Genomic DNA, 20,917 nt, shown 5'->3' with positions numbered 1-20,917 from the left:
CGGGAGCACCCCGGGAACACCAAGTCTACTGACTGTCGACGTCCGCGCGGACGAGGCCGGCGGCGGTCCCGGTCAGGGCTCCGAGCGGGTGTACGCCGCGGCGCGCACGGCGTCGTCGTCCTCGAGCCCGGCCCCGAGGGCCCCTCCCACGGTGGCGAGTGTGGCGGTCAGCCACGCGAGCTTGACGTACTCCACCGCCCCGGCCGGGGCGCCGATCACCGCCGCGAAGACTCCGCCGTCCACGAGCAGCAGCGCCCCGAGCCAGGACAGGGCGAAGACCGCGAGGTAGAAGACCGAGACGCCGATGGCCACGGTGGCGGCGGTGGCGAGGTTGAACAGGGCCACCTGCTCGCGCTCGGCCCGCCGGCGCGGGCGCTCCCACAGCCGGGCGCCGACGACGAGGGCGCCGGTCACCGCGGCGATCGACAGCAGGCCCAGCAGCCCCAGCCGCCAGGGCCCGTAGGCGGCGGCGAGCAGCCACAGGTCCGAGGCGACCAGGGTGAGCACGCCGGTCGCCGCGGCCAGGGCGAGCGTGCGGGACAGGCGCACCACCAGGGTCCACGGCCGGTTGGCGCGGATCATCCCGAGCAGCAGGCGCACGTTGCCGCCGAGGACGCGGGCCGTGAACTGCACGGCGTTGTCCTCGGGCCGGTCCTCCAGGTCCTCCGACCGCTGCCGCGCCCGCCGCACGAGCTCCTCCTGCGCGTCGGCGTCGTCCGCGTCCTCCGTGTCGTGGCCGAGCAGGTGGCCGACCACCCGCACGGTCGTCTGCCGGACCTTCTGCCCCACGTGCAGGGCGCCGAGGGCCGGGACGGCGACCAGGCCCACGCCGTGCACGGGGCTCAGCTGCGTGAGCACGGGGCTGCGGCCGTCCTTGAGCGGGACGTCCGTGAGGACCACGACGAGGTCCCAGTCCTCGTCGAGCATCCGGTCGCGCGCGGCCTCGAGCAGGTCCAGGCCGTCGGCGGGCGGGACGACCAGCCGGTCGGTCACCGCCGCCACCCGCCAGCGCACCCCGGGATAGCGCGCGTGCAGCGGCCCCGGCAGGGAGTCCGCGAGGTCCCGGGGCAGGGCGCCCGCGATCTGGGGGGAGAGGACGAGGCCGACCAGCAGCTCGGGCACGGAGTCGTGGGCGGGGTCGGCGGTGGCGGAACGGTCGTCGGGCACCGCTCAATCCTCGGGCAGGACCCGGGGAAACGCCACTCGGGGACCGAGCCGGCGGGGTTCAGGCGGCCAGGGCGGGGAGGGTCTCGGCGTGCCGGAGCGGGCGGGCCGGCAGCGTGCGCAGCGGGTGGGTGCGGGGGCCGGTGGGCACGGTGATGCCGGCGGCCCCGGACCCGGAGGAGACCCCTCCGTGGTCGACGGCCGCGCGCAGCAGGGTCACCGCGGTGGGCTCCAGGTGCTGGACGGAGGCCAGGTCGACGTGCACGTGCACGCCGGCGGTGAGCGCACGGGCGCGCTCGATCACGGGGTGGAGCACGTGCTGGTTGGCCTCCGTGACGCATCCCGTGACGAGCACTCGGACGTGGGTGCCGTCGAGGTCCACCTGGACCAGGACGGACATGGTGTGTTTCATGGTGGAGCTTTCGAAGAAGAGGGAGGGCCACCCGGGCGAGGGCAGCGCCGCGGCGGGGACGGCCCGCACACGGGAATCGCCACCCGGCGCACCGGGTGGCGATTCCTGGGGATGGCGGCGGGCTGGACGGCCCGGCGCCGGGGATCTCACGAGGAGATCAGGGCGTGCTCACGCAAGCACGGTGATGTTCGCGGCCTGGGGGCCCTTGGGGCCGTCCTGGGTCTCGAACTCGACGCGCTGGTTCTCCTCGAGGGAGCGGAACCCGCCGGAGTTGATCGCGGAGAAGTGCGCGAACACGTCCTTGGAGCCGTCCTCGGGGGTGATGAAGCCGAAGCCCTTGTCGGCATTGAACCACTTCACGGTGCCAGTAGTCATGGGGAACCTGTCTTTCTGGGAAACGGAGCGTCCCCGGCGATCGGGGTGCTCGGGCGTTGCGATGCCTGCCAAAACGTCTTCTCAGAAAAACTGCCGTACCCGATGTCCGGGCGAACTGCTTGAACTGCAAGAACGAAACTTCAACAACTGGTGATGACTCTACAGGTGTTCGGGGAGAAGCACAGTGACGGGTCCCACTGCCCTCCCACCCCATCCCGGGGGACGGCCCCGGGGAGACCCGGCGCGGAGCGGGCCGCAGCGGGCAGGGCGGTCCCGGCCGCCCGGGGTCCCGTCCCCGGCGCCCGCGCCCTGGGCTCCCCCTGGCCCGGGGTGCTAAATTCTGGACCGTGCGGCCCGGCGCCGGGTCGCGGACACGAACGGATACGGAGATCATGAGCGCCCACTGCGACGCGCCCTGTGACAGACCCCGGCCTTCGGGCCGTGCAGATGTGACGAGGTGGTGGGGCTGATGGAAGTCCTCTCCGTCCTCAGCGGGGCGGCGACGCCCCCCGCCCGCGGCGCCTCGACGGCCGCCGCCGGTCCGGACGCCCCGGCGCCCCGCACCGGTGTCCCCTCGGCCGGGGGGAGGTTCCCCTGATGCTGGAAGCATGGATCCTGCTCGCCGTGGCCGTCCTCCTGATCCTCGGCAACGCCCTCTTCGTGGCCGTGGAGTTCGCGTTCCTGACCGTCAACCGCAACGAGGTCCGCGCCGCCGAGGAGGCCGGCGACCGCCGGGCCGCCGCCATCGAGCGGGCCCTGACGAAGACCGCCACCAACCTCTCCGGCGCGCAACTGGGCATCACCCTGACCAGCCTGATCGTGGGGTTCCTCGCCGGGCCCTCCCTGGGCGTGCTCCTGGCGCAGGGCCTCGGCCTGACCGGGATGTCCCAGGGGGCCGCCACCGGCATCGCCACCACGGCCGCGTTCGTGCTCGCCACCTTCACCCAGATGGTCTTCGGCGAGCTCGTGCCGAAGAACTGGGCGATCGCCGAGCCGATGCGCGTGTCCCGGCTCGTGGTCCACCCGCAGCGGATCTTCATGCTGCTGCTGGGCTGGCTGGTGACGTTCCTCAACTCCTCGGCCAACTGGGTGCTCAAGCTGCTCGGCTTCACCCCGACCGAGGAGGTGGCCAGCGCCCGCACCGCCGGTGAGCTGATGGCGGTGGTCTCCCGCTCCGGGGCCGAGGGCACCCTGGACCCGGGCACCGCCGAGCTGGTGGCGCGGTCCATCGAGTTCGGCGACCGCACGGCCGCCGACGTCATGCGCCCGCGCCCGCAGGTCACCTTCCTCGACGACCACACCGTCCAGGAGCTCGTCGAGATCTCCGCGGAGACCGGCCACTCCCGCTTCCCGGTGGAGGGCGACTCCGTCGACGACATCGTGGGCGTCGTGCACTTCAAGCACGCCCTCGCCGTGCCCTTCGAGGACCGCGGCACCCGCACGGTCCGCGAGATCGCGGTCCCGACGACGACCGTCGCCGCGTCGATGACCCTGGACCCGCTGCTGCGCGAGCTGCGCAGGCCCGGGCTGCAGATGGCCGTCGTCGTCGACGAGTACGGGGGCACCGCCGGGATCGTGACCCTCGAGGACCTGATCGAGGAGATCGTCGGCGAGATCGACGACGAGCAGGACGAGACCGTCGCCCGCTACCGCCGCACCCGCGACGGGGGGATCTCGGTGTCCGGGCTGCTGCGCCCCGACGAGCTCGGCGACGTCATGGGCCTCGAGCTGCCCGAGGGCCGGGAGTCCGACACCCTCGGGGGGCTGATGGCCGAGAAGCTCGACCGGCTGCCGCTGGGCGGGGACACGGTCACGCTCGAGGCCGTCGACCACGTCCACCGCGACGACGACAACCTGCCCACCACCACGGACGTCACCCTGACCGTGGTGCGGCTGGACGGGCACCGGGTGGACCGGATCGTCGTCCGGCGCGGCGACGGCCGCCGCGCCGAGGCGGGCGGCGCCACGCCCGCGGGCACACCGGCCGAGAGCGCCGGCGAGAGGGCCGGCGACGCGTCCGGCTCCACGGCCGTCGACACCGAGAGGGGTGAGTCCCGATGAGCGAAGGCCTCGCCATCCTGTTCCTGGTCCTGCTGCTGGGCGGCAACGCGTTCTTCGTGGCCGCGGAGTTCGCCATGGTCTCGGCCCGCCGCGACCAGATCGAGCCGAGGGCCGCCGCCGGTTCCGGCGCCGCCAAGATCGCCCTGAAGGGCATCGAGGACGTCTCGACGTCCCTGGCCGCCACCCAGCTGGGCATCACGGCCTGCTCCCTGCTGATCGGCGCCGTGGGGGAACCCGCGATCGCCCACCTGATCGAGGGACCCATGGCCGACGCCGGGGTGCCCGAGGGGCTCGTGCACCCGGTCGCGCTGGTCATCGCCCTGCTCATCGTCACGTTCTTCCACATGGTGATCGGCGAGATGGTGCCCAAGAACATGGCCATCGCCAGGCCCGCGGCCTCGGCCCTGCTGCTGGGCCCGGTCCTGCGGGTCTTCGTGCTGGTCTTCCGCCCGTTCATCTGGCTGATGAACCAGTCCGCGAACCTCGTGGTCCGGTACGTGTTCAAGGCCGAGCCCCGGGACGAGGTCGCCTCGAGCTTCACCTCGGACGAGGTCGCCGGGTTCGTCGCCGAGTCGGGCCGCGAGGGCCTGCTCGACGAGGACGAGATCACCCTGCTCACCGGGGCGCTGAACTTCGAGCACCTCACGGCGGAGGACGTGGCCATCCCCGCCGGACAGCTGCATACCGTGCCCCGCTCCGCCACCGTGGCGGAGCTGGAGCGGATCTGCGCGCGCACGGGCTTCTCCCGGTTCCCCGTCCGGGAGGACGACGGGACGCTGGTGGGCTACGTCCACACCAAGGACCTGCTCGCGACCCCGGCCGAGCGCCGCCACGCCCCCGTCCCGCAGGAGGCCGTCCGCCGGCTCGCCACGGTGCCCGCCGACGCCAAGCTGCGGCGGGTCATGCGCTCCATGCAGCAGCGCAACGCCCACCTGGCCCTCGTCGAGGGACGGGGGACGACGGCCGGGGAGGTCTCCGTGGTGGCGCTCGAGGACGTCCTCGAGGAGCTCGTCGGGGAGGTCCGGGACGCGACCAGCACGTCGGCCTGACCCCACCCGTGACGCGGCCCCGCCCGGACCCGGGCGGGGCCGCGTCACGCTCAGCGCACGGGCACCCGCCCGGCCACCGGGTTCTCCAGGGTCCCGGCGTACTGCAGGGACGCCGCCTGGTCGGTCAGGTCGACCATCTGCAGGGTGTTGAGCAGCTGCAGCCGGTTGAGGCAGGAGTGCTCGAACCGGGGCGCGAAGAGCGGCACGCGGTCCGCGCCGGCCGGGTCGGCGTCGGCGTCGGCGACGTCCTGGAGGCACCGCGCCGCGAGGTCCCAGAACTCGTCCGCGGCCAGCAGCCCGTCGGCCTCCAGCAGGCCCGCGAGGTGCCGCAGCACACCGTCGAACACGTCGGTGTGCACGGACAGCGCCGCCGTGGCGGGAGGCACCACGTGCCGGATCCGCTCGAGGCCCTCCGGGAGGGGCCGGTCCGTGACGACGGCGACCTCCTCGCCGATGTCCTTCATGACCGCCCGCCGGGGGACGTGCCCGGCCAGGACGAGGACGACGTTCTCGCCGTGCGGCATGAACACGAGGTCGTGGGCGAGCAGGCACCGGGCCACCGGGGCGAGGTAGACGTCGAGCAGCCGCCGCACCCAGTCCGCGGCGTCCAGCCCGGACGCGCGCACGTGCACGGAGACCAGCGGCGTGCCGCCGGCGTCGACGTGCAGCAGGGACGCGAGGGTCGCGAGCCGCTCCCCGTCCGCGAGCCGGGGCACGGGGCTCTCCCGCCACAGCGCCGCGAGCATCTTGGTGTGCGGGCCCTCCTCCCCGTGGCCGGAGGCGGCGGCGCGGTGGTACGCGTCCCCGGTGTAGCCGACCGCGGCCACCTCCCGCAGGACCGAGAACCCGGCCTCCGCGAGCACCGGGTCGGCCGCGACGACGTCGGCGACCCAGTCGTTGATCGCGGGGGTGTCGCGCATGTACCGGGGGGAGAGCCCCCGGAGGAAGCCCATGTTCTGCACGGCCAGCGCGGTCTTCACGTAGTGCCGGTCGGGACGGGAGACGTTGAAGAACGTGCGGATCGACTGCTGCGCCCGGTGCTCGTCCCCGGTGGTGCCCAGCAGCACGAGGTCCCGGCGGGCGAGGTCGGGGGCGAACGTCACCGCGATCCGGTGCTCCCACTGGTGGGGGTGCACCGGCAGGGAACGGTAGTCCTCCGGGTCCAGGCCCAGACCGGTCAGCCGGGCCCGGAAGCGGGACCGCACGGCAGGGTCCAGCTCGCCGGCCCACAGCTGCTCCTCGGTGCGGCCGCGCCCGGTGTCGAGGCGGCTGAGCTCCCGGCGGACGGCGAGCCACACGAGGCGCACGGGACGGGCGGCCTCGGGGGCGAAGCGGTCGTGCTCGGTGACGCCCATCCCGATCCGGCCGTTGTTGGCCACGAAGCCGGGGTGCCCCTCGGTCATGGCGGCCTCGACGTCCTGGAAGCCCGCCTCCGCGAGCGCGGCCGAGGGCCGGGTCCGGTGCACCAGCTTGTAGGCGGCCGAGGCGAGGGTCCCGGCGATCTCCTCGAGGTAGGTCGCCAGCAGGTGCGGGGGGATGCCGAGCGCGGGGGCCAGCTCCGTGACCAGCGCCTGGGCGTCCGGCTCGGCGTCCGCGCCGTCCACGGAGCGGCGCAGCGAGCCCTCGTCCAGCACCCAGTGCTCCAGGGCGGTGCGCCGGGCGCGGAACCGGTAGCGGACCCGGTCCCCGCCGGTGCGGACCTCGAAGCGCCCCTCCCCCACGGGCTCGGGGGCGATCAGCCGCTCGTGGGCGAACTCGGCCAGGGCCTTGCAGCACAGGTGGCGGTGGGCGATCCGCATCGGGTGCAGGCCGAGGTGGGCGGGCCCGTCGTCGGCCTCCTCCCCGGGGACCGCGACGGGGACCACGGCGGCCGCGGGGCCCAGCTCGGAGGCCGCGAAGCCCTCGGGGGTGCACGTGCTGAGCAGGGCGGTCTTGCCGGGCAGCTCGAGCGGGCCGTGGACCTCGAAGCCGGCGCGGGCGTTGAGCCGGTGGACGGCGGTGTTGCGGACGTCCGGCTCGACGACGACGCGCCGGGCCCCGCGCCCCTCGAAGAGCCAGCGCAGCGTCGCGGCCATGAGGGCGGCGCTCGTGCCCGGCACGGGGGTCCGGGCGGGGGCGAGGAGCAGGTGCATCCCCACGTCGCCGGGCCGGTGCGCGTAGTGGCCGGGGAGGAGCACCGCGCCGGGGTCGTAGGTCTCGACGAGCCCGAGCGGGACGCCGTCGAGGCGGGCCAGCCACGCGTCGCAGTGCGGGTCCTCGGCGACGGCCGCGAAGGTGCGTCGGACGCGTTCGGGGTCGGCGTCGAGCAGGTCCCAGAACCGGGACCGGGGGTGGGTGAGCCAGGCGTGCAGGAGCTCGACGGTGGGCGCGTCCGGGACGAGCGGCTCGAGGGTCAGGACGCCGCCGGGGGTGGCGAGACGGGCGGGCGCGGGGCGGGCGGTCATGCGGTCTCCTGGGGGATGTCCTGGGCGGCGCCCCGGGGGACGCCGAAGGTCTGGAAGGCGATGGCGGGCTCGACCGGGTAGACCTCCCGGCCCGTGACGGCCCGGAGGATGACGCTGTTGCGGTAGGCGCCCATGCCGAGGTCGGGGGAGGTCAGGCCGTGGGTGTGCACCTCGGCGTTCTGCACCCAGATCCGGGAGCGCTCGTGGTCGACCGCGTAGTCGCGGGAGACGTCGTAGCGGCCGGCGGGGTCCCACGCGATGTCGTCGAGGACCGGGGCGAGGAAGGCGGGGACCTCGGCGCGGTAGCCGGTGGCCAGCACCAGGGCGCCGGTGGGGTGCCGCCAGCCGCGCTCGAGCTCGTCGTCGTGCAGGGCGAGGACCAGGTCGCGGCCGTCCTGCTCGACCCCCGTGAGGGTGGTGCTCGTGGTCAGCAGGCCGGCGGGGTGCCCGTGCACCGAGCGGCGGTAGAGCAGCTCGTGGATGTCGTTGACCAGCTCCGCGCTGATCCCCTTGTAGAGGCTGGCGTGCTCGCGGTTGAGCCGGTCCCGCCGGTCCGCGCCGAGGCCGTGGAAGTGGTCCACGTACTCCGGGGAGGTCAGCTCGAGGGTGAGCTTCGTGTACTCCATGGGGAAGAACCGCGGGGAGCGGGTGATCCAGTCCACCCGCGGGCCGTCGGCGCCGGATCGCTCGAGCAGGTCGCGGTAGACCTCGGCGGCGGACTGGCCGCTGCCGAGCACGGTGACGCTCCCCCGCCCGAGCAGCTCCCCGCGCCGGGGCAGGTAGTCGCTGGTGTGCAGGACGGTGCCGGCGGCGGGGTCCACGCCCGCGGGCACCGCGGGCACCGTGCCGACGCCGAGGACCAGCCGGCGGGCCCGCCACTGCTCCGTCCCGGCGGCCGTCCGGGCCGTGACCACGTAGGCGTCGTCGGCGGGGTCGCGCTCGACGCCGACGACCTCCCGGCCCCAGCGCAGGCTGTCGAGCTGCTCGCTCGCCCACCGGCAGTAGGCGCTGTACTCGGCGCGCAGCGGGTTGAAGTCCTCCCGGATGTAGAACGGGTACAGCCGTCCGGTCCGCTTGAGGTAGTGGAGGAAGGAGTAGGGGGAGGTGGGGTCGGCCAGGGTGACGAGGTCGGCGAGGAACGGGACCTGGATCGTGGCATCCTCGAGCATCAGCCCGGGGTGCCAGTCGAAGGCGTCCTTCGCGTCGAGGAACACCGCGTCGAGGTCCTCCAGCGGTGCGGCGAGGCAGGCCAGGCCCAGGTTGAAGGGGCCGATCCCGATGCCCAGCAGGTCGTGGACGTGCCCGGTCGCGGGGGCCATCAGCGGGCTCCCGCCGCGGCCTCGAGCGGGCGGGGCGCGGCACCGCGGGCGGCGGCCCGGACGAGGTCCAGCACGCCCCGGACGTCCTCGGTGGTCGTCGCCGGGTTGAGGAGCGTGAGCTTCAGGCACCGGCGGCCGTCGAGGACGGTCGAGGCTACCGCGGCGCGGCCGGAGTCGAACAGCGCGCTCCGCACGGTCTCCACGAGCCGGTCCGCGGCGTCGTCGTCGGTGTCCGGGGACCGGTGCCGGAACAGGACGGTCGAGAGCACGGGTTCGGCCACCAGCTCCAGGTCGGGGGTCTCGTCCACGATCCGGCCCGCCTCCTGGGCGAGCTCCAGCACCCGGTCGAGGGCGCGGCCGATCCCCTCGGCGCCGACGGTGCGCAGGGTCATCCACAGCTTCAGGGCGTCGAAGCGGCGGGTGGTCTGCAGGGACTTGTCCACGAGGTTGGGCCGCACCGCGTGCCGGGGGTTCAGGTACTCGGCGCTCCACGTGGAGAAGCGCAGGCTGCGCCCCTCCCGCAGCAGCAGGGCGGAGGCGGCGACCGGCTGGAACCAGGACTTGTGGAAGTCCACGGTGACGGAGTCCGCCCGTTCGATCCCGTCCAGCCGGTGGCGGTGGGCGGGCGAGACGAGCAGGCCGCCGCCGTAGGCGGCGTCGACGTGCAGCCAGACGCCGTGGGCGGTGCATGCCCGGGCGACGTCGGCCAGGGGGTCGATCGCCCCGAGGTCCGTGGTGCCGGCAGTGGCCACGACCGCGGCGACCTCCGCGCCGGACGCGGCGACGTCGTGCAGGACGCGCTCGAGGGCGACCGGGTCCAGGGCTCCGCCCCGGGCGGCGGGCACGGGCACGACCGCGTCCGCGGACAGGCCCAGCAGGTGCGCCGCCTTCGCGATGCTGAAGTGGGCGTGCTCCCCCGCCACGATCCGCAGCCGCCCGAGCCGCTCCCCGCGGGACGCCGGGTGCGCCCGGGACAGGCGCTCCTCCCGGGCCGTGAACAGCGCCTGGAGGTTGGACTGGGTGCCGCCGGTGGTGAACACGCCGTCCGGCTCGCCCGCGGCGGGGAAGCCGATCCGCGCGGCGGTCCAGTCCACGATCCGCTGCTCGACCAGGGTGGCGGTGGTGCTCTGGTCCCAGGTCTCGACCGCCGTGTTCACCGCGGCGGTGAGCGCCTCGGCGGCCACCGCCGGGATGGCCACGGGACAGTTGAGGTGGGCCATGTAGCCCGGGGCGTGGAAGTGCACGGCGTGGTCGAGGTAGAGCCGCCGGGTCTCCTCGACCACGGCGCCGAGGTCCCCGAGGGGCCGTTCGAGGTCCACCGCGGCGACCAGCTCCTCGAGCTCCTCGGGCGTGGCGGCGGAGCGGGGGCTCCGGGCGCCGGCGAGGTGGACGGCGAGCACGTCGACGGTCTCGTGGAGGGCGCGGGCGTACTGCGCCGGGGTGTCGTGGGTCAGCAGGAAGTCGTGCATGGGCTCCTCGCAGGGGGTCGACGGGGCCGCTCGGGCCCCTCGTGGAGTTAGGCAAGGCATACCTAACCACATCGGCGGAGCGATTACATCATGCTCGTGTTGCGTATTCGCCGGATCACGCCCTAGGGTGATCTCTGTCTTGCCGGGTTAGGCAACCCTTGCCTCACCTCGCGTCCCACCGACGGTCCCGCCGTCGACGTCCGAAAGGGTGGCCGTGGCCTCTCTGCTCCCCCGCGCTCCGCGCCCGCTGTTCCCCGCCCCGTCCGCCGCGCGCCGCCGCGTCCTCGCCCCGGTCGCCGCGCTGGCCGCGGGGGCCCTGGTCCTGACCGGGTGCTCCACCGGCCCGGCGGGCGGGGAGTCCGGGAGCGGGTCCGCGTCCGCGGAGGGCGCCACCGGCGAGTTCCCGCGCACCGTGGAGCACGCCTTCGGCGAGACCACGATCGAGGAGGCCCCCGAGCGCGTGGCCACGGTGTCCTGGGTCAACCACGACGTCGCCACCGCCCTCGGCGTGGTCCCGGTCGGGGTGCCCGCCCTGGACTTCGGCGCCAACGAGAACGGCTCCACGGACTGGTTTGACGCCGCGCTCGAGGAGTCCGGCGCCGAGGCCCCGGAGACCTACGCCGAGACGGACGGCATCAACTTCGAGGCGATCGCCGCGCTCCAGCCGGACGTCATCCTGGGCGCCTACTCCGGGCTGACGCAGGAGGACTACGACAAGCTCTCCGAGATCGCGCCCGTGGTCGGCTTCCCCGAGGACGCCGTGGCCTACGGGACGTCCTGGCAGGACTCCACCGAGCTCATCGGCCAGGCCCTGGGCCGGGAGGAGCGGGCCGCCGAGGTCGTGGCGGACGTCGAGCAGCAGATCGAGGACGCCGCCGCCGAGCACCCGGAGCTCGAGGACACGTCCTTCGTGTACGGCACGCTCGACCCGTCCGCGGCCGACCAGATCTTCGCCTACACCGCGGTGGACAACCGCCCCAAGTTCCTCGAGTCCCTCGGCATGGTCCAGTCCGAGGCGGTCGCGGAGGCCGCCGAGGGCAAGGAGGACGAGTTCTTCATCACCTGGTCCCCGGAGCGCGCCGACGAGCTGACCTCCGACGTCTTCGTCAGCTGGGCCGAGGACGACAGCGTGCGGGAGGCCATCGAGAACGACCCCCTGCTCAGTCGCGTCCCCGCGGTCGAGAACGACGCCCTGGTGCTCCAGAGCGACCAGCAGGATGTGCTCTCGGTCTCGGCCGCCTCCCCGCTGAGCATCCCGTGGGCGCTCGAGAACGTGCTGCCGGACATCGCCGAGGCCGCCGCGTCCGCCGGCGGCCGGTGAGACCGCGGTCCCGGTGAGCAGCACGAGCACGGTCTCCCCCGCCCGGGCCACCCGGCAGGTCCCCGGCACCGCGCAGCGGCGCCGGGGCCTCGCCCTGTCCGCGGCCGTGCTGCTGCTGGCCCTCGCCGCCGCGGCCTCCCTGTTCTGGGGGGCCCGCTCGGTGGACCCGGCCACCGTGGTCGCCGTGCTCACCGGCCTGCCCGCCGCGCTCCTGGAGGACGGCTGGGCGCAGGTCTCCGCCGGCCTGGGCATCGACGCCGCCGTGGTGCAGAGCAGGATCCCCCGCACCCTGACCGCGGTGCTCGCGGGGGCGGCCCTGGCCGTGGCCGGCGCCGGCATGCAGGGGGTCAGCCGCAACCCGCTGGGCGACCCGGGGCTGCTCGGGCTGACCGCCGGCGCGGCGTGCGCCGTGGTCCTCGGGATCGGCTGGCTCGGCCTCGTGGCCACGTGGCAGCTCACCGCCCTGGCCCTCGCCGGCTCGGCGGTGGCCGCGGTGCTCGTCTTCGGCTCGTCCCGGCTCGGCGGCGGCGCCCCGACCCCCGCGGGCCTGGTCCTCTCCGGCGCGGCCGTGAACGCCGGCTTCACCGCGCTGACCTCCTCCGTGGTGCTGATGCTGCCCGCGGTCCTGGACCGCTTCCGGTTCTGGAGCATCGGCTCGGTCGCCCGCGCCGAGACCACCGACCTCGCCGCCGTGGCGCCGCTCGTGCTGCTCGGCGTGCTCCTCGTGCTGGGCGGCTCCTCGGGGCTCAACGCCATGGCCCTGGGCGATGAGCTCGCCCACGGGCTGGGCGTGGACCTGGGCGTGCAGCGCGTCCTCGTCTTCGTGGGCGTGGTCCTGCTCTCCGGCTCGGCCACGGCGCTCGCGGGCCCCATCGCCTTCGTGGGCCTGCTCGTGCCCCACGCCGTGCGCCGCCTCCTCGGCGGCGACTACCGCTGGATCGTCCTGTTCAGCGTGGTCCTGGGCCCCGTGCTGCTCCTCGCGGCCGACGTCCTGGGCCGGGTGCTGACCCCGCCCCAGGAGATCCACGTGGGCGTCACCACCGTGGTGCTGGGCGTGCCCGTGCTGCTGGCGCTGCTGCGCCGGGGCCGGAGCGTGACGCTGTGACCGGCGCCGTGCTCGCCCCCGCGCCCGCCGCCCCCGCGGAGCCCGGCGCCGCCGAGCTCGTGCGGGGCGTCCGCCGCGACCGGACCCGCCGCACCCGCCGGGCGGTCGCCCTGCTGGCCCTTGCGCTGCTCGCGGCCCTGGCCGTGCGCGTGCTGCTCGGGCGCTACACCGTGACGGTCCCCGACTTCTTCGCGATCCTCGCCGGGGAGCAGATCCCCGGGGCGAGCTTCATCGTGCTGCAGGAGAAGCTGCCGCGCGCCGTGCTGGGCGCGCTCGCCGGGACCGCCCTCGGCTGCTCCGGCGCCCTGTTCCGCCGGGTGCTCCGCAACCCCCTGGCCAGCCCCGACATCCTGGGCATCACCTACGGCGCCGCGGCGGGAGCCGTGGCCGGCACCGCGCTGTGGGGTCTGCGGGGCACGGCCGTGTCCTGGACCGCCCTGGCCGGGGCGCTGCTCGCCGCGGCCCTGATCGCCACCGCCTCCGTGCGGCTGCGCACCGGGGGGATCGTGGGCGAGCGCTTCCTGCTCGCCGGCATCGGCGTGGCCGCGCTCGCCCAGGCCCTCACCGCGGCCCTGCTGGCACGGCTGTCCCTGAACTCCGCCCAGGACGCCGCCCTCTGGACCGCGGGCTCCCTCAACGCCGCCACGTGGGACCGGATCACGGTCCTCGGGGCGTGCCTGCTGCTGGCCGTGCCCGCGGCCGTGGTCGTGCACCGCGCGCTCGAGCCCGCCGAGCTCGGCCCGGAGCTGGCGGCCGGGCTCGGGGCGCGCCCGGCGCGCAGCCGGGCCCTCGCCCTGGGCCTGGGCGTGCTGCTGGCCGCCGTGGCCACCGCCGCGACGGGCCCGCTCGCCTTCGTGGCGCTCTTGTCCACCCCGGTGGCCACCGCCCTGACCCGCGGACGGACCTCGATCGTGGCGTGCGCCCTCGTGGGCGCCGTGGTCGTGGTGGTCGCCGACGCCGTCGGCGCGGGCCTGGTGGCGCAGGTGCAGCTGCCGGCCGGTGTGGTCACGGGCGCCGTGGGCGCCCCCGTGATGCTGTGGCTGCTCCTGCGGCAGCGGAGAGGAGCCCTGGCATGAGCCCCGAGCTGCGCGACGACGTGCGCCCCGGCCTGCGCCCCGTGGAGGAGCCCGTGGGGGACCCCGGGGCCGGCGTCCCCGCGTTCCGGATGCGCGGCCTGTCCCTGGGCTACGACGACCGCACCGTGGTGCGGGAGGTGGACCTCGACATCCCGCACGGGGCCACCACCGTGCTCATCGGCGCCAACGGCTGCGGCAAGACCACGCTGCTCAAGGGCCTGTCCCGGCAGCTGCGCCCGCTCGCCGGCACGCTCGAGGCGGACGGCCGCGGCGTGCGCGAGTGGCACGCCCGCCGGAACGCCCGCTCGGTCAGCCTCCTGCCGCAGTCGCCGGTGGTCCCGGAGGGCCTGACCGTCGCCGAGCTCGTGGAGCGCGGACGGCACCCGCACCGCCGGTGGTGGGGTGCCCCCTCCCCCGACGACGACGCGGCCGTGGCCCGGGCGATGGAGCTCACCGAGCTCACGGCCCTGGCCGCGCGGCCTGTGGAGGAGCTCTCCGGCGGGCAGCGCCAGCGAGTCTGGATCGCCCTGACCCTGGCCCAGCGCGCCCGCACGATGCTCCTCGACGAGCCCACCTCCTACCTCGACCTGGCGCACCAGGTGGACCTGCTGGACATGCTCCGGGGGCTGGAGCACCCGGACGGGCCGGGTGCCGGCCGGGCCACCGTCGTCGCCGTCCTGCACGAGCTGAACCTGGCCGCGCGCGTGGCCGACCGGCTCGTGGCGATGGCCGCGGGACGGATCGTGGCCGTGGGCACGCCCGCCGAGGTGCTCACCCCCGAGCTGCTGGCCGAGGTCTTCGGGCTCCGGGCGGACGTCGCCCGGGACCCCGTGGGCGGCCGGCCCGTCGTCCTGCCCCGCGGGCGGGCCCGCGAGGGCTCCCACCCCGTACCGCCCGCCGCACCCGTGGCCCTGGAGCCCGCGCCCCGGGCCGCCGCCGAGATCGGAAGGACCCTGCCGTGACCGTCATCCCCACCCCCGAGGCCACCGGTGCCCGCGCGGACCCCGTGCTGTGCGTCGAGGCCGCCGTGACGTCCGTGACCCAGCTGTGCCCGTCCTTCCGCCGGATCACCCTGGCGGGCCCGGAGCTCGCCGGCCTGTCCCCCGCGCTCATCGGGGCCGGGGACCGGACCCGGTGCCGGGACGCCTACATCAAGCTGCTGGTCCCGCCCCCCGGCCGCGAGCCCGAGCGGGCGGACCTGTCCCTGGGGCTGCGGGAGGGCTGGTTCGCCCGGCCCGCCGAGGAGCGCGGGTGGATGCGCACCTACACCGTGCGCGGCGTCCGGCGCACCACGTTCTGCGGGATGGTGGTCCCGGAGCTCGTGATCGATGTGGTGGTGCACGGCGGGCACGCCCAGGACGGCCCGGGCAGCCGGTGGGCGGCCGCCGTGTCCCCCGGCGAGCGCGTGTACCTGCTCGGACCCGGCCCCCAGGAGCGGCCCTGGGCGGCGTGGGACCACGGCGGCGCCCAGCGCGTGCTCGCCGTCGGGGACGAGACCGCCGCCCCGGCCCTGATGTCCGTCGCGGAGGAGTTCACGGACGCCCACCACGGGCTGCCCGCCGGCGGGACCCGCCCCCGCCTCGACGTGGTGCTCGAGGTCCCGCACCCCGAGGACGTCGCCGCCCACTGCCTGCCCGCCGACCTTCCGGACGTCCGGCTGCACGTCCTGCCGCGCGCCGGGGGCGCCGAGCCGGCCGGGCACGGGCACCGGGCCGCGGTGCGCCTCGCGCGCCTGCTCGAGCTGCCCGGCGGAGCCGTGGACGACGTCCTGGCGGGCCGCCGCCCGCAGCGCGGCCGCGGGACGCCCGCCCTGGCGGTCGCGGAGAACGCCGCGGAGCCCCGGGCCTGGTCGGTGGCCGCCCCCGCGCGCGCCGACGCCCCCTACGTGTTCCTCGCCGGCGAGTCCGGCACCGTCAAGGCGCTGCGCCGGCTGTGCGTCGACGCCGCCGGCATCCCCAAGGAGCACGTCTCCTTCATGGGCTACTGGCGGCAGGGCCAGGCGGAGTCCTGAGCGGCCGCGCGCCGGGTCGGGTCCGAGGTCTCAGCCCTCGCGGGTCACGGCCGCAGGGGCCCGGCGCGCGCCGGCGGCGCGGGCCGTGAGCTCCTCCAGCGGGCCGCGCGGGAAGCGCCGCAGCCACAGGTGCGCGAAGACCAGCACGGCGGCGCACACCAGCAGCCAGCCGAGCACCGTGGCGGGCAGCCGGTGCTGGGCCGCGGCCACGGCCAGGCCCGCGCCCCAGCCGTAGAACAGCGCCGAGGCCAGGAGGTTCTGCAGCAGGTAGCAGCTCAGGGCGGTCCGGCCGACCTCCGCGAGCCTCCGTGCGGCCCAGGACGGCGGCTGTCCGGGACGACGCACACCGAGGTGCGCCACGAGCGCCAGCAGACCCAGCGCCACGACCGGGGCGGTGGTGTAGCGGGCGAGGAAGGCACCGGCCTGACCGCCCAGGACGTTCAGGCCGAGGTCCACGGGCAGGGCGGCCCCCAGGCCCAGGACCATGAGCCGCCGCCGCCACCGGCCCCCGTCCGGGACGAGGAGACCGGCCCGCCACAGGAACCGCCCGGCCAGGAACATGACCACCCCCAGCGCGAGGATCAGGACGGGTTCGGCGCGGAACAGGACGACGGCGTCCACCCGCAGCAGCACGAGCTCCCACCACGTGCCGTCGGCGTAGGGGTTCGGCCGGGCCAGGGCCTCGGCCGGATCCCCGGCGGGGACGACGACCAGGACGGCCGTCAACGCGCCGATCACCGCGACGTGCGCGGCGGCGCACGCCAGGACGACGCCGCGCTGCACCCGCTCCGAGGTGGTCACCAGCCACGCCACGACCATCCCCGTGAGCGCGTAGCCCATCAGGACGTCGAACTCGATGATCAGCAGGTAGTTGAGCAGCCCGTCCAGGAACAGGATCCCCGCCCGCACCCGGTAGGACCGGGGCCACGCGAGTCCGCGCCGCCGGGCGGAGGCGTGCTGGACGGCGAGGCCGATCCCGAAGAGGAGCATCAGCAGACCCAGGAACTTGCCGTTGGCCGCGGCCATCAGCAGCGCCTGGGCAGCGCGCGCCGCTCCGCCGGCGGTGCCGGCCAGCGGATCGGTCAGGTAGCCGAGGAAGCCGCCCTGGTGGCTGAAGATCCAGATGTTGGTGGCGAGCGTACCGAGGATCGCGAGACCGCGGGCCACGTCGAGGGCCGCGATGCGGGAGGGGGCGGGAGCGGGCATGGGTCCACTCTGCCCGGCTCCGGCACGCGGCGGATCCGCCCCGGGACGGAGCCCGGCGGGGCGCCGATCCGCCGTCGACCGGGCCGGGGGCGACGCGCAGCACGGCGGGCCGCGCCGGCTCAGGGGTGGAGGGCGTAGGCGCGGGAGACGCTCACCATGGACAGCAGCTGGATCGAGCTGGAGTAGTAGGACGTGAACTCGGTGCGGGACGCCAGACAGCGGCCCAGGGCGTCGAGCCAGGCCTGGTCACCGCCCCAGCGAGCGCCCACGAGCAGGGGCGCGATGAACGCGAGGTCCTGGTAGCCCCCGCCCGGCAGGGTCGCCCCGTCCAGGGTGAAGCCGGAGGGCAGCCGGGCAGGATCACCGCCGCACTTCGTCCGCGCCCAGCCGGAGATGCGGGCCGCGGCGGCCCGGGCCTCCGGGTGCCGGGACGCCCCCAGCCGCAGCGGGACGCGGCACGAGTTGTAGTAGTAGTGCCGGTCGTGGCCGGATTCCAGGGTGTGGGCCGGGGCGGGGGCGATGGTCGAGGCGGAGCCCACGGTGAAGTCCGGGAGCAGGCCGGTGCGCGGAGCGTGGACCGACTGCAGGCGCCGGACCGCGGCCAGGTGCCGCCCCCAGAGGGCTGCCCAGCTCACGTCCCCCGTGGCGCGGTGGAACGCCCCGAAGTGCCCGATCATCCAGTCGCTCGGGCGCGAGACGTTCTGCCAGGCCCCGTTGGACCAGTCCCCGAGCTCGAGGAGCCCGGTGGTGGGGGAGATCAGGGAGCGCTTGATCGCGGCGATGCGGGCCAGGGCCAGCCGCCGGTAGTCGTACGTCCCCGCGGAGCCCCACCGCCGGTGCGCCATCAGCCACCCCATGGCGAGGTCCAGGTCGCCGTCGGTGGCGCTGTCCCGGCCGTGGTGGGAGACCATGCGGTCGTCCTGCTCGGCGGCGTGCAGGCCCGGGTCGATCCGGGAGGGGTGGTCCAGGACGTAGCGGGTGATCCCGTCGACGTAGCCGCGGGCCCGGGGGTCGAGGGGCGCCAGCTGGGCGCAGAGCATCAGCCCGTACCCCTGCCCCTCCGCGACGTAGGGGTTGGCCCCGTTCTGGGCATCGGCACGGACGGCCCACCAGCCGCGGGCCGCGTCGTGCCGCAGCAACGACGTCCAGCCGGCCCACAGCGTGCGGATCGCGGCGTCCAGCTGCCGCTGGGTCGTGCTGCTCGGAGTGAGCGTGGTTCCTGCCTGTGCGGGGGTCGCCGGGGCGGCGACAGGGACGGTCGCGAGGGCGGCGCCCAGCGCGAGAAGGGTGCGGCGGTGCATGGGGGGACTCCCTGGGCCCGAGAGGGGGGTGGGGGTGCGGGAGGGGGATGCTGACGAGGTCGGGGGCCGCGTCACCGGGGGGACCGTTCCGCGGGGGCCGTTCGGGGGACGGTGTCAGGCGTCAGTCAACCGGAGCCGCCCGGCGGGCGGGCGGCACCGGCGCACTCCGGCGTGTCGGGCGCCCCGCTCAGGAGTCGCCGGCGCTCGCCGTGACGCGCAGGACGGCGTCGTCGTCGCCGTTGGAGGTGGTGACCCACAGCGCGCCCTCGTCGTCGAGGGTCAGCGAGCGCAGCCGGCCGTAGTCGTTCTCCAGCTCCGCCATGCGGGTCAGCCCGGTGACCGCGGTGTCCTCGACCCGGTAGACCCCCACGCCGGTGTTCTTCAGCTCCGCGACCGCCAGGGCGCCCTCCCACGCCCCCCACTGGTCCCCCTCGAGGAAGGCGGCCCCGCTGAGGGCGACCGTCGGGCGCCCGGAGGACCACGCGGCCGGGAGCGCGTTCGGGAACTCCTCGAGATCGGTCATGGGCACGGACTCGTCGTAGCCGGGCGCCGGGTCCCACCCGTAGTTGGCGCCGGGCTCCAGGACGTTGATCTCGTCGTCGGTGCCGGGACCGTGCTCCGCCGACCAGACCGTGCCCGTCCCGGGCTGCACCGCCAGTCCCTGGACGTTGCGGTGGCCCAGGGTGTGGACGGCGGCCCCGGGCCCGTCCCGGTCGGCGAACGGGTTGTCCTCCGGGACCGTGCCGTCGGGGTGCAGCCGCAGCGTCTTGCCCCCGAGCGAGTCGGGGTCCTGCGGGTTCGCGCCCTGCGCGGCGTCTCCGGTGCCCACGAGGAGCGTGCCGTCCGGGACGAAGCGCAGCCGGCAGCCGCTGTGCCGGCCGGAGCTGATGGGCAGGCCGTCGACGACCGTCCCGGTGCGCTCGGCCGCCGCGGCGCCCTCGTCGAGCCGCCAGCGGGTGACCCGCACGTCCTGCGGCCGGCCGTCTCCGGTGCGCGTCGCGTGGCACAGGAAGATCTCCCGGGTCCGCCCGAAGTCCGGGGAGACCTCCAGGCCCATCAGCCCGGCCTCGCTGCCCACGAACAGGTCGTCCAGGTCGGCCGCGACCTCCCGCGTGCCCTGCTCGTCGTGGGCCAGCAGCCGGCCGCCCCGCTCGGTGACCAGCACGGTGCCCTCCGGGGTGAGGGCCACGTCCCACGCGAGTTCGAGATCGCCCACGACGACCTCGACGTCGAGGGCGGGGGCGTCCGCCGGGGCGCCCAGGCGCTCGCCGGTGGCCACGGTCCCGCCGCCCTCCGGGGCGCAGGCGCTCAGCAGCAGCACGAGCACGGACAGCGTGCTCACGATCCCCCCGCGGATGTCCATGGTGGCAATCTACTCCGGTCTCCGCCGGACCGGACCCGTAGGATCGGGGCATCATGCCCCGGACGGGGCGCGGAGCGGATCGGATCGGAGGTGCGCCGGTGGACCACGCCCCGGCCGGTGGTGCCCGGCTGATCCTCCTGGGCGCCGTGGCGCCGGTCGTGTGGGGCACCACCTACGTGGTCACCACCGAGCTGCTGCCGCCGGACCGGCCCATGACCGCCTCCCTCCTGCGGGCCCTCCCCGCCGGGCTGCTGCTGCTCGCCCTGACCCGGCAGCGGCCACCGCGGGACTGGTGGGGACGGTTCGCGGTGCTCGCGCTGCTCAACTTCGGGGCGTTCTTCCCCCTGCTGTTCCTCGGCGCCTACCGCCTGCCGGGCGGTCTCGCCGCGGTCGTGGGCTCCGCCCAGCCCCTGGTCGCCGCGCTCCTGCTGCTGCTGGTCTTCCGGCAGCGCACGCCGCTGCCCCGGATGCTGTGGGCCCTCGCCGCGGTGGCGGGCGTGTCCGTGGCCGTGTTCGCCGGGACCGTCACCCTGGACGCCCTGGGGCTCGCCGCGGCCTTCGCCGGGACCGCGGTCATGGCCGCCGGGGTGGTCCTGACCCGCAGGTGGGGTCTGCCCGACGGCATGAGCGGGCTCGCGGCGACCGGCTGGCAGCTGACCCTGGGCGGTCTGATGATCGCCCCGCTCGTGCCCCTGCTGGACACCGGCGCCTTCGTCCTGGACCTGCCGGCCGTGCTCGGGTACGCCTGGCTGGCGCTGCCCGGCGGCGCCGTCGCCTACGCCGCGTGGTTCCACGCCGGCCGGCGCGTGCCGGCCACGAGCCTGACCCTGCTGATCCCGCTGACGCCGGTGACGGCCGCGGTCCTGGGCCTCCTGCTGCTGGACGAGACGCTCACGGGCCTCCAGGCCGCGGGCTTCGGACTGGCCCTCGTCGCGTCCCTGGCGGGACAGCTGCCGGGCCTGCCCCGCGCCGGCATCCGCCGCCGGGACGCCGGCCGGTCCCGCCCGGGCGGAGGCGCTCCACGCCGCAGCGGCCGCGGAGTCCGTCACGGTTCTTCATGAGCTGCCGCCGGGCGTCCTGCCGGTCGATCGGCGGCGGCGGCCCGCGCCGGTTCCCACGCGGTCCGGAAAATCAAGGGGTGATCCGTGACCGGGGTCTCAGTAGGATGGGGCGAGGCCGCCGGATCTTCCTGATTTCCCTGGTGGCTGGGCCGGTGCGGGGGCGATCTCGTACCGGCCGCT

17 protein-coding genes are annotated in these 20,917 nt (G+C 75.5%); 8 read left to right on the top strand and 9 right to left on the bottom strand.

Annotation, left to right across the window (positions count from 1 at the left end; all coding sequences use genetic code 11):
- Positions 1-72: 72 nt before the first annotated feature.
- From AC6CH6_RS15665 to cspE, 3 genes are all read right to left on the bottom strand, one after another.
- Positions 73-1,167: a hypothetical protein gene (locus AC6CH6_RS15665; RefSeq protein ID WP_498255816.1), complete on the bottom strand. Its 1,095-nt coding sequence runs from the start codon at positions 1,165-1,167 to the stop codon at positions 73-75.
- Between the two features lie 58 nt (positions 1,168-1,225).
- Positions 1,226-1,576 carry a hypothetical protein gene (locus tag AC6CH6_RS15660; protein ID WP_368812608.1) on the bottom strand — a complete coding sequence of 117 codons (351 nt, stop codon included), beginning with the start codon at positions 1,574-1,576 and terminating at the stop codon, positions 1,226-1,228.
- Between the two features lie 168 nt (positions 1,577-1,744).
- Positions 1,745-1,951, bottom strand: coding sequence for a transcription antiterminator/RNA stability regulator CspE (gene cspE / locus AC6CH6_RS15655; RefSeq protein WP_035923571.1), 207 nt, complete (start codon positions 1,949-1,951; stop codon positions 1,745-1,747).
- A 597-nt stretch (positions 1,952-2,548) separates the two neighbouring features.
- On the opposite strand from cspE, the gene AC6CH6_RS15650 reads away from it, so the two are divergent.
- Positions 2,549-4,012 (top strand): hemolysin family protein, encoded by a 1,464-nt coding sequence (locus AC6CH6_RS15650; RefSeq protein WP_133411066.1) that lies wholly within the window; start codon positions 2,549-2,551, stop codon positions 4,010-4,012.
- Positions 4,009-5,061 carry a hemolysin family protein gene (locus tag AC6CH6_RS15645; RefSeq protein ID WP_133411067.1) on the top strand — a complete coding sequence of 351 codons (1,053 nt, stop codon included), beginning with the start codon at positions 4,009-4,011 and terminating at the stop codon, positions 5,059-5,061. Before AC6CH6_RS15650 ends, AC6CH6_RS15645 begins: the two co-directional genes overlap by 4 nt.
- Positions 5,062-5,111: 50 nt before the next feature.
- On the opposite strand, the gene AC6CH6_RS15640 is transcribed toward AC6CH6_RS15645, so the two are convergent.
- From AC6CH6_RS15640 to AC6CH6_RS15630, 3 genes are read right to left on the bottom strand one after another with little or no spacing between them, the layout of a single operon-like run.
- Positions 5,112-7,505: a GNAT family N-acetyltransferase gene (locus tag AC6CH6_RS15640; protein WP_498255815.1), complete on the bottom strand. Its 2,394-nt coding sequence runs from the start codon at positions 7,503-7,505 to the stop codon at positions 5,112-5,114.
- Positions 7,502-8,824, bottom strand: a complete 1,323-nt coding sequence (locus AC6CH6_RS15635; RefSeq protein ID WP_498255814.1) for a lysine N(6)-hydroxylase/L-ornithine N(5)-oxygenase family protein — start codon at positions 8,822-8,824, stop codon at positions 7,502-7,504. The genes AC6CH6_RS15640 and AC6CH6_RS15635 overlap by 4 nt, the downstream gene beginning before the upstream one ends.
- Complete coding sequence (locus AC6CH6_RS15630) at positions 8,824-10,293, bottom strand: pyridoxal phosphate-dependent decarboxylase family protein (RefSeq protein WP_498255813.1); 1,470 nt, start codon at positions 10,291-10,293, stop codon at positions 8,824-8,826. The genes AC6CH6_RS15635 and AC6CH6_RS15630 overlap by 1 nt, the downstream gene beginning before the upstream one ends.
- A 214-nt stretch (positions 10,294-10,507) precedes the next feature.
- Here AC6CH6_RS15630 and AC6CH6_RS15625 point away from each other — a divergent pair, with 214 nt between their 5' ends.
- The 5 genes from AC6CH6_RS15625 to AC6CH6_RS15605 are packed head-to-tail and all read left to right on the top strand — an operon-like array spanning position 10,508 to position 15,806.
- Entirely contained in the window at positions 10,508-11,614 is a 1,107-nt protein-coding gene (locus AC6CH6_RS15625) for an iron-siderophore ABC transporter substrate-binding protein (RefSeq protein ID WP_498255812.1), read from the top strand.
- Between the two features lie 13 nt (positions 11,615-11,627).
- Positions 11,628-12,719, top strand: coding sequence for a FecCD family ABC transporter permease (locus tag AC6CH6_RS15620; protein ID WP_498255811.1), 1,092 nt, complete (start codon positions 11,628-11,630; stop codon positions 12,717-12,719).
- The gene (locus AC6CH6_RS15615) at positions 12,716-13,795 is read left to right on the top strand and encodes a FecCD family ABC transporter permease (RefSeq protein WP_498255810.1); all 1,080 of its coding nucleotides are present in this window, start codon (positions 12,716-12,718) and stop codon (positions 13,793-13,795) included. Before AC6CH6_RS15620 ends, AC6CH6_RS15615 begins: the two co-directional genes overlap by 4 nt.
- Positions 13,792-14,757: an ABC transporter ATP-binding protein gene (locus tag AC6CH6_RS15610; protein WP_498255809.1), complete on the top strand. Its 966-nt coding sequence runs from the start codon at positions 13,792-13,794 to the stop codon at positions 14,755-14,757. The genes AC6CH6_RS15615 and AC6CH6_RS15610 overlap by 4 nt, the downstream gene beginning before the upstream one ends.
- A complete protein-coding gene (locus AC6CH6_RS15605; RefSeq protein ID WP_240722668.1) occupies positions 14,754-15,806 on the top strand; it encodes a siderophore-interacting protein in 1,053 nt (350 codons plus the stop codon). Before AC6CH6_RS15610 ends, AC6CH6_RS15605 begins: the two co-directional genes overlap by 4 nt.
- Positions 15,807-15,836: 30 nt before the next feature.
- Here AC6CH6_RS15605 and AC6CH6_RS15600 read toward each other — a convergent pair whose 3' ends face one another.
- The 3 genes from AC6CH6_RS15600 to AC6CH6_RS15590 form a co-directional block, all read right to left on the bottom strand.
- The gene (locus AC6CH6_RS15600) at positions 15,837-17,012 is read right to left on the bottom strand and encodes a DUF418 domain-containing protein (RefSeq protein WP_498255808.1); all 1,176 of its coding nucleotides are present in this window, start codon (positions 17,010-17,012) and stop codon (positions 15,837-15,839) included.
- A gap of 119 nt (positions 17,013-17,131) precedes the next feature.
- Positions 17,132-18,313 (bottom strand): glycosyl hydrolase family 8, encoded by a 1,182-nt coding sequence (locus tag AC6CH6_RS15595; protein ID WP_498255807.1) that lies wholly within the window; start codon positions 18,311-18,313, stop codon positions 17,132-17,134.
- A gap of 187 nt (positions 18,314-18,500) precedes the next feature.
- A complete protein-coding gene (locus AC6CH6_RS15590) occupies positions 18,501-19,676 on the bottom strand; it encodes a PQQ-dependent sugar dehydrogenase (protein ID WP_498255806.1) in 1,176 nt (391 codons plus the stop codon).
- 98 nt (positions 19,677-19,774) lie between these two features.
- On the opposite strand from AC6CH6_RS15590, the gene AC6CH6_RS15585 reads away from it, so the two are divergent.
- Complete coding sequence (locus tag AC6CH6_RS15585) at positions 19,775-20,737, top strand: DMT family transporter (protein ID WP_498255805.1); 963 nt, start codon at positions 19,775-19,777, stop codon at positions 20,735-20,737.
- Positions 20,738-20,917 lie beyond the last annotated feature (180 nt).

It is taken from the genome of Kocuria sp. GQ42 (assembly GCF_059758435.1).
This window is presented reverse-complemented; position numbering and strand designations above follow the sequence as displayed.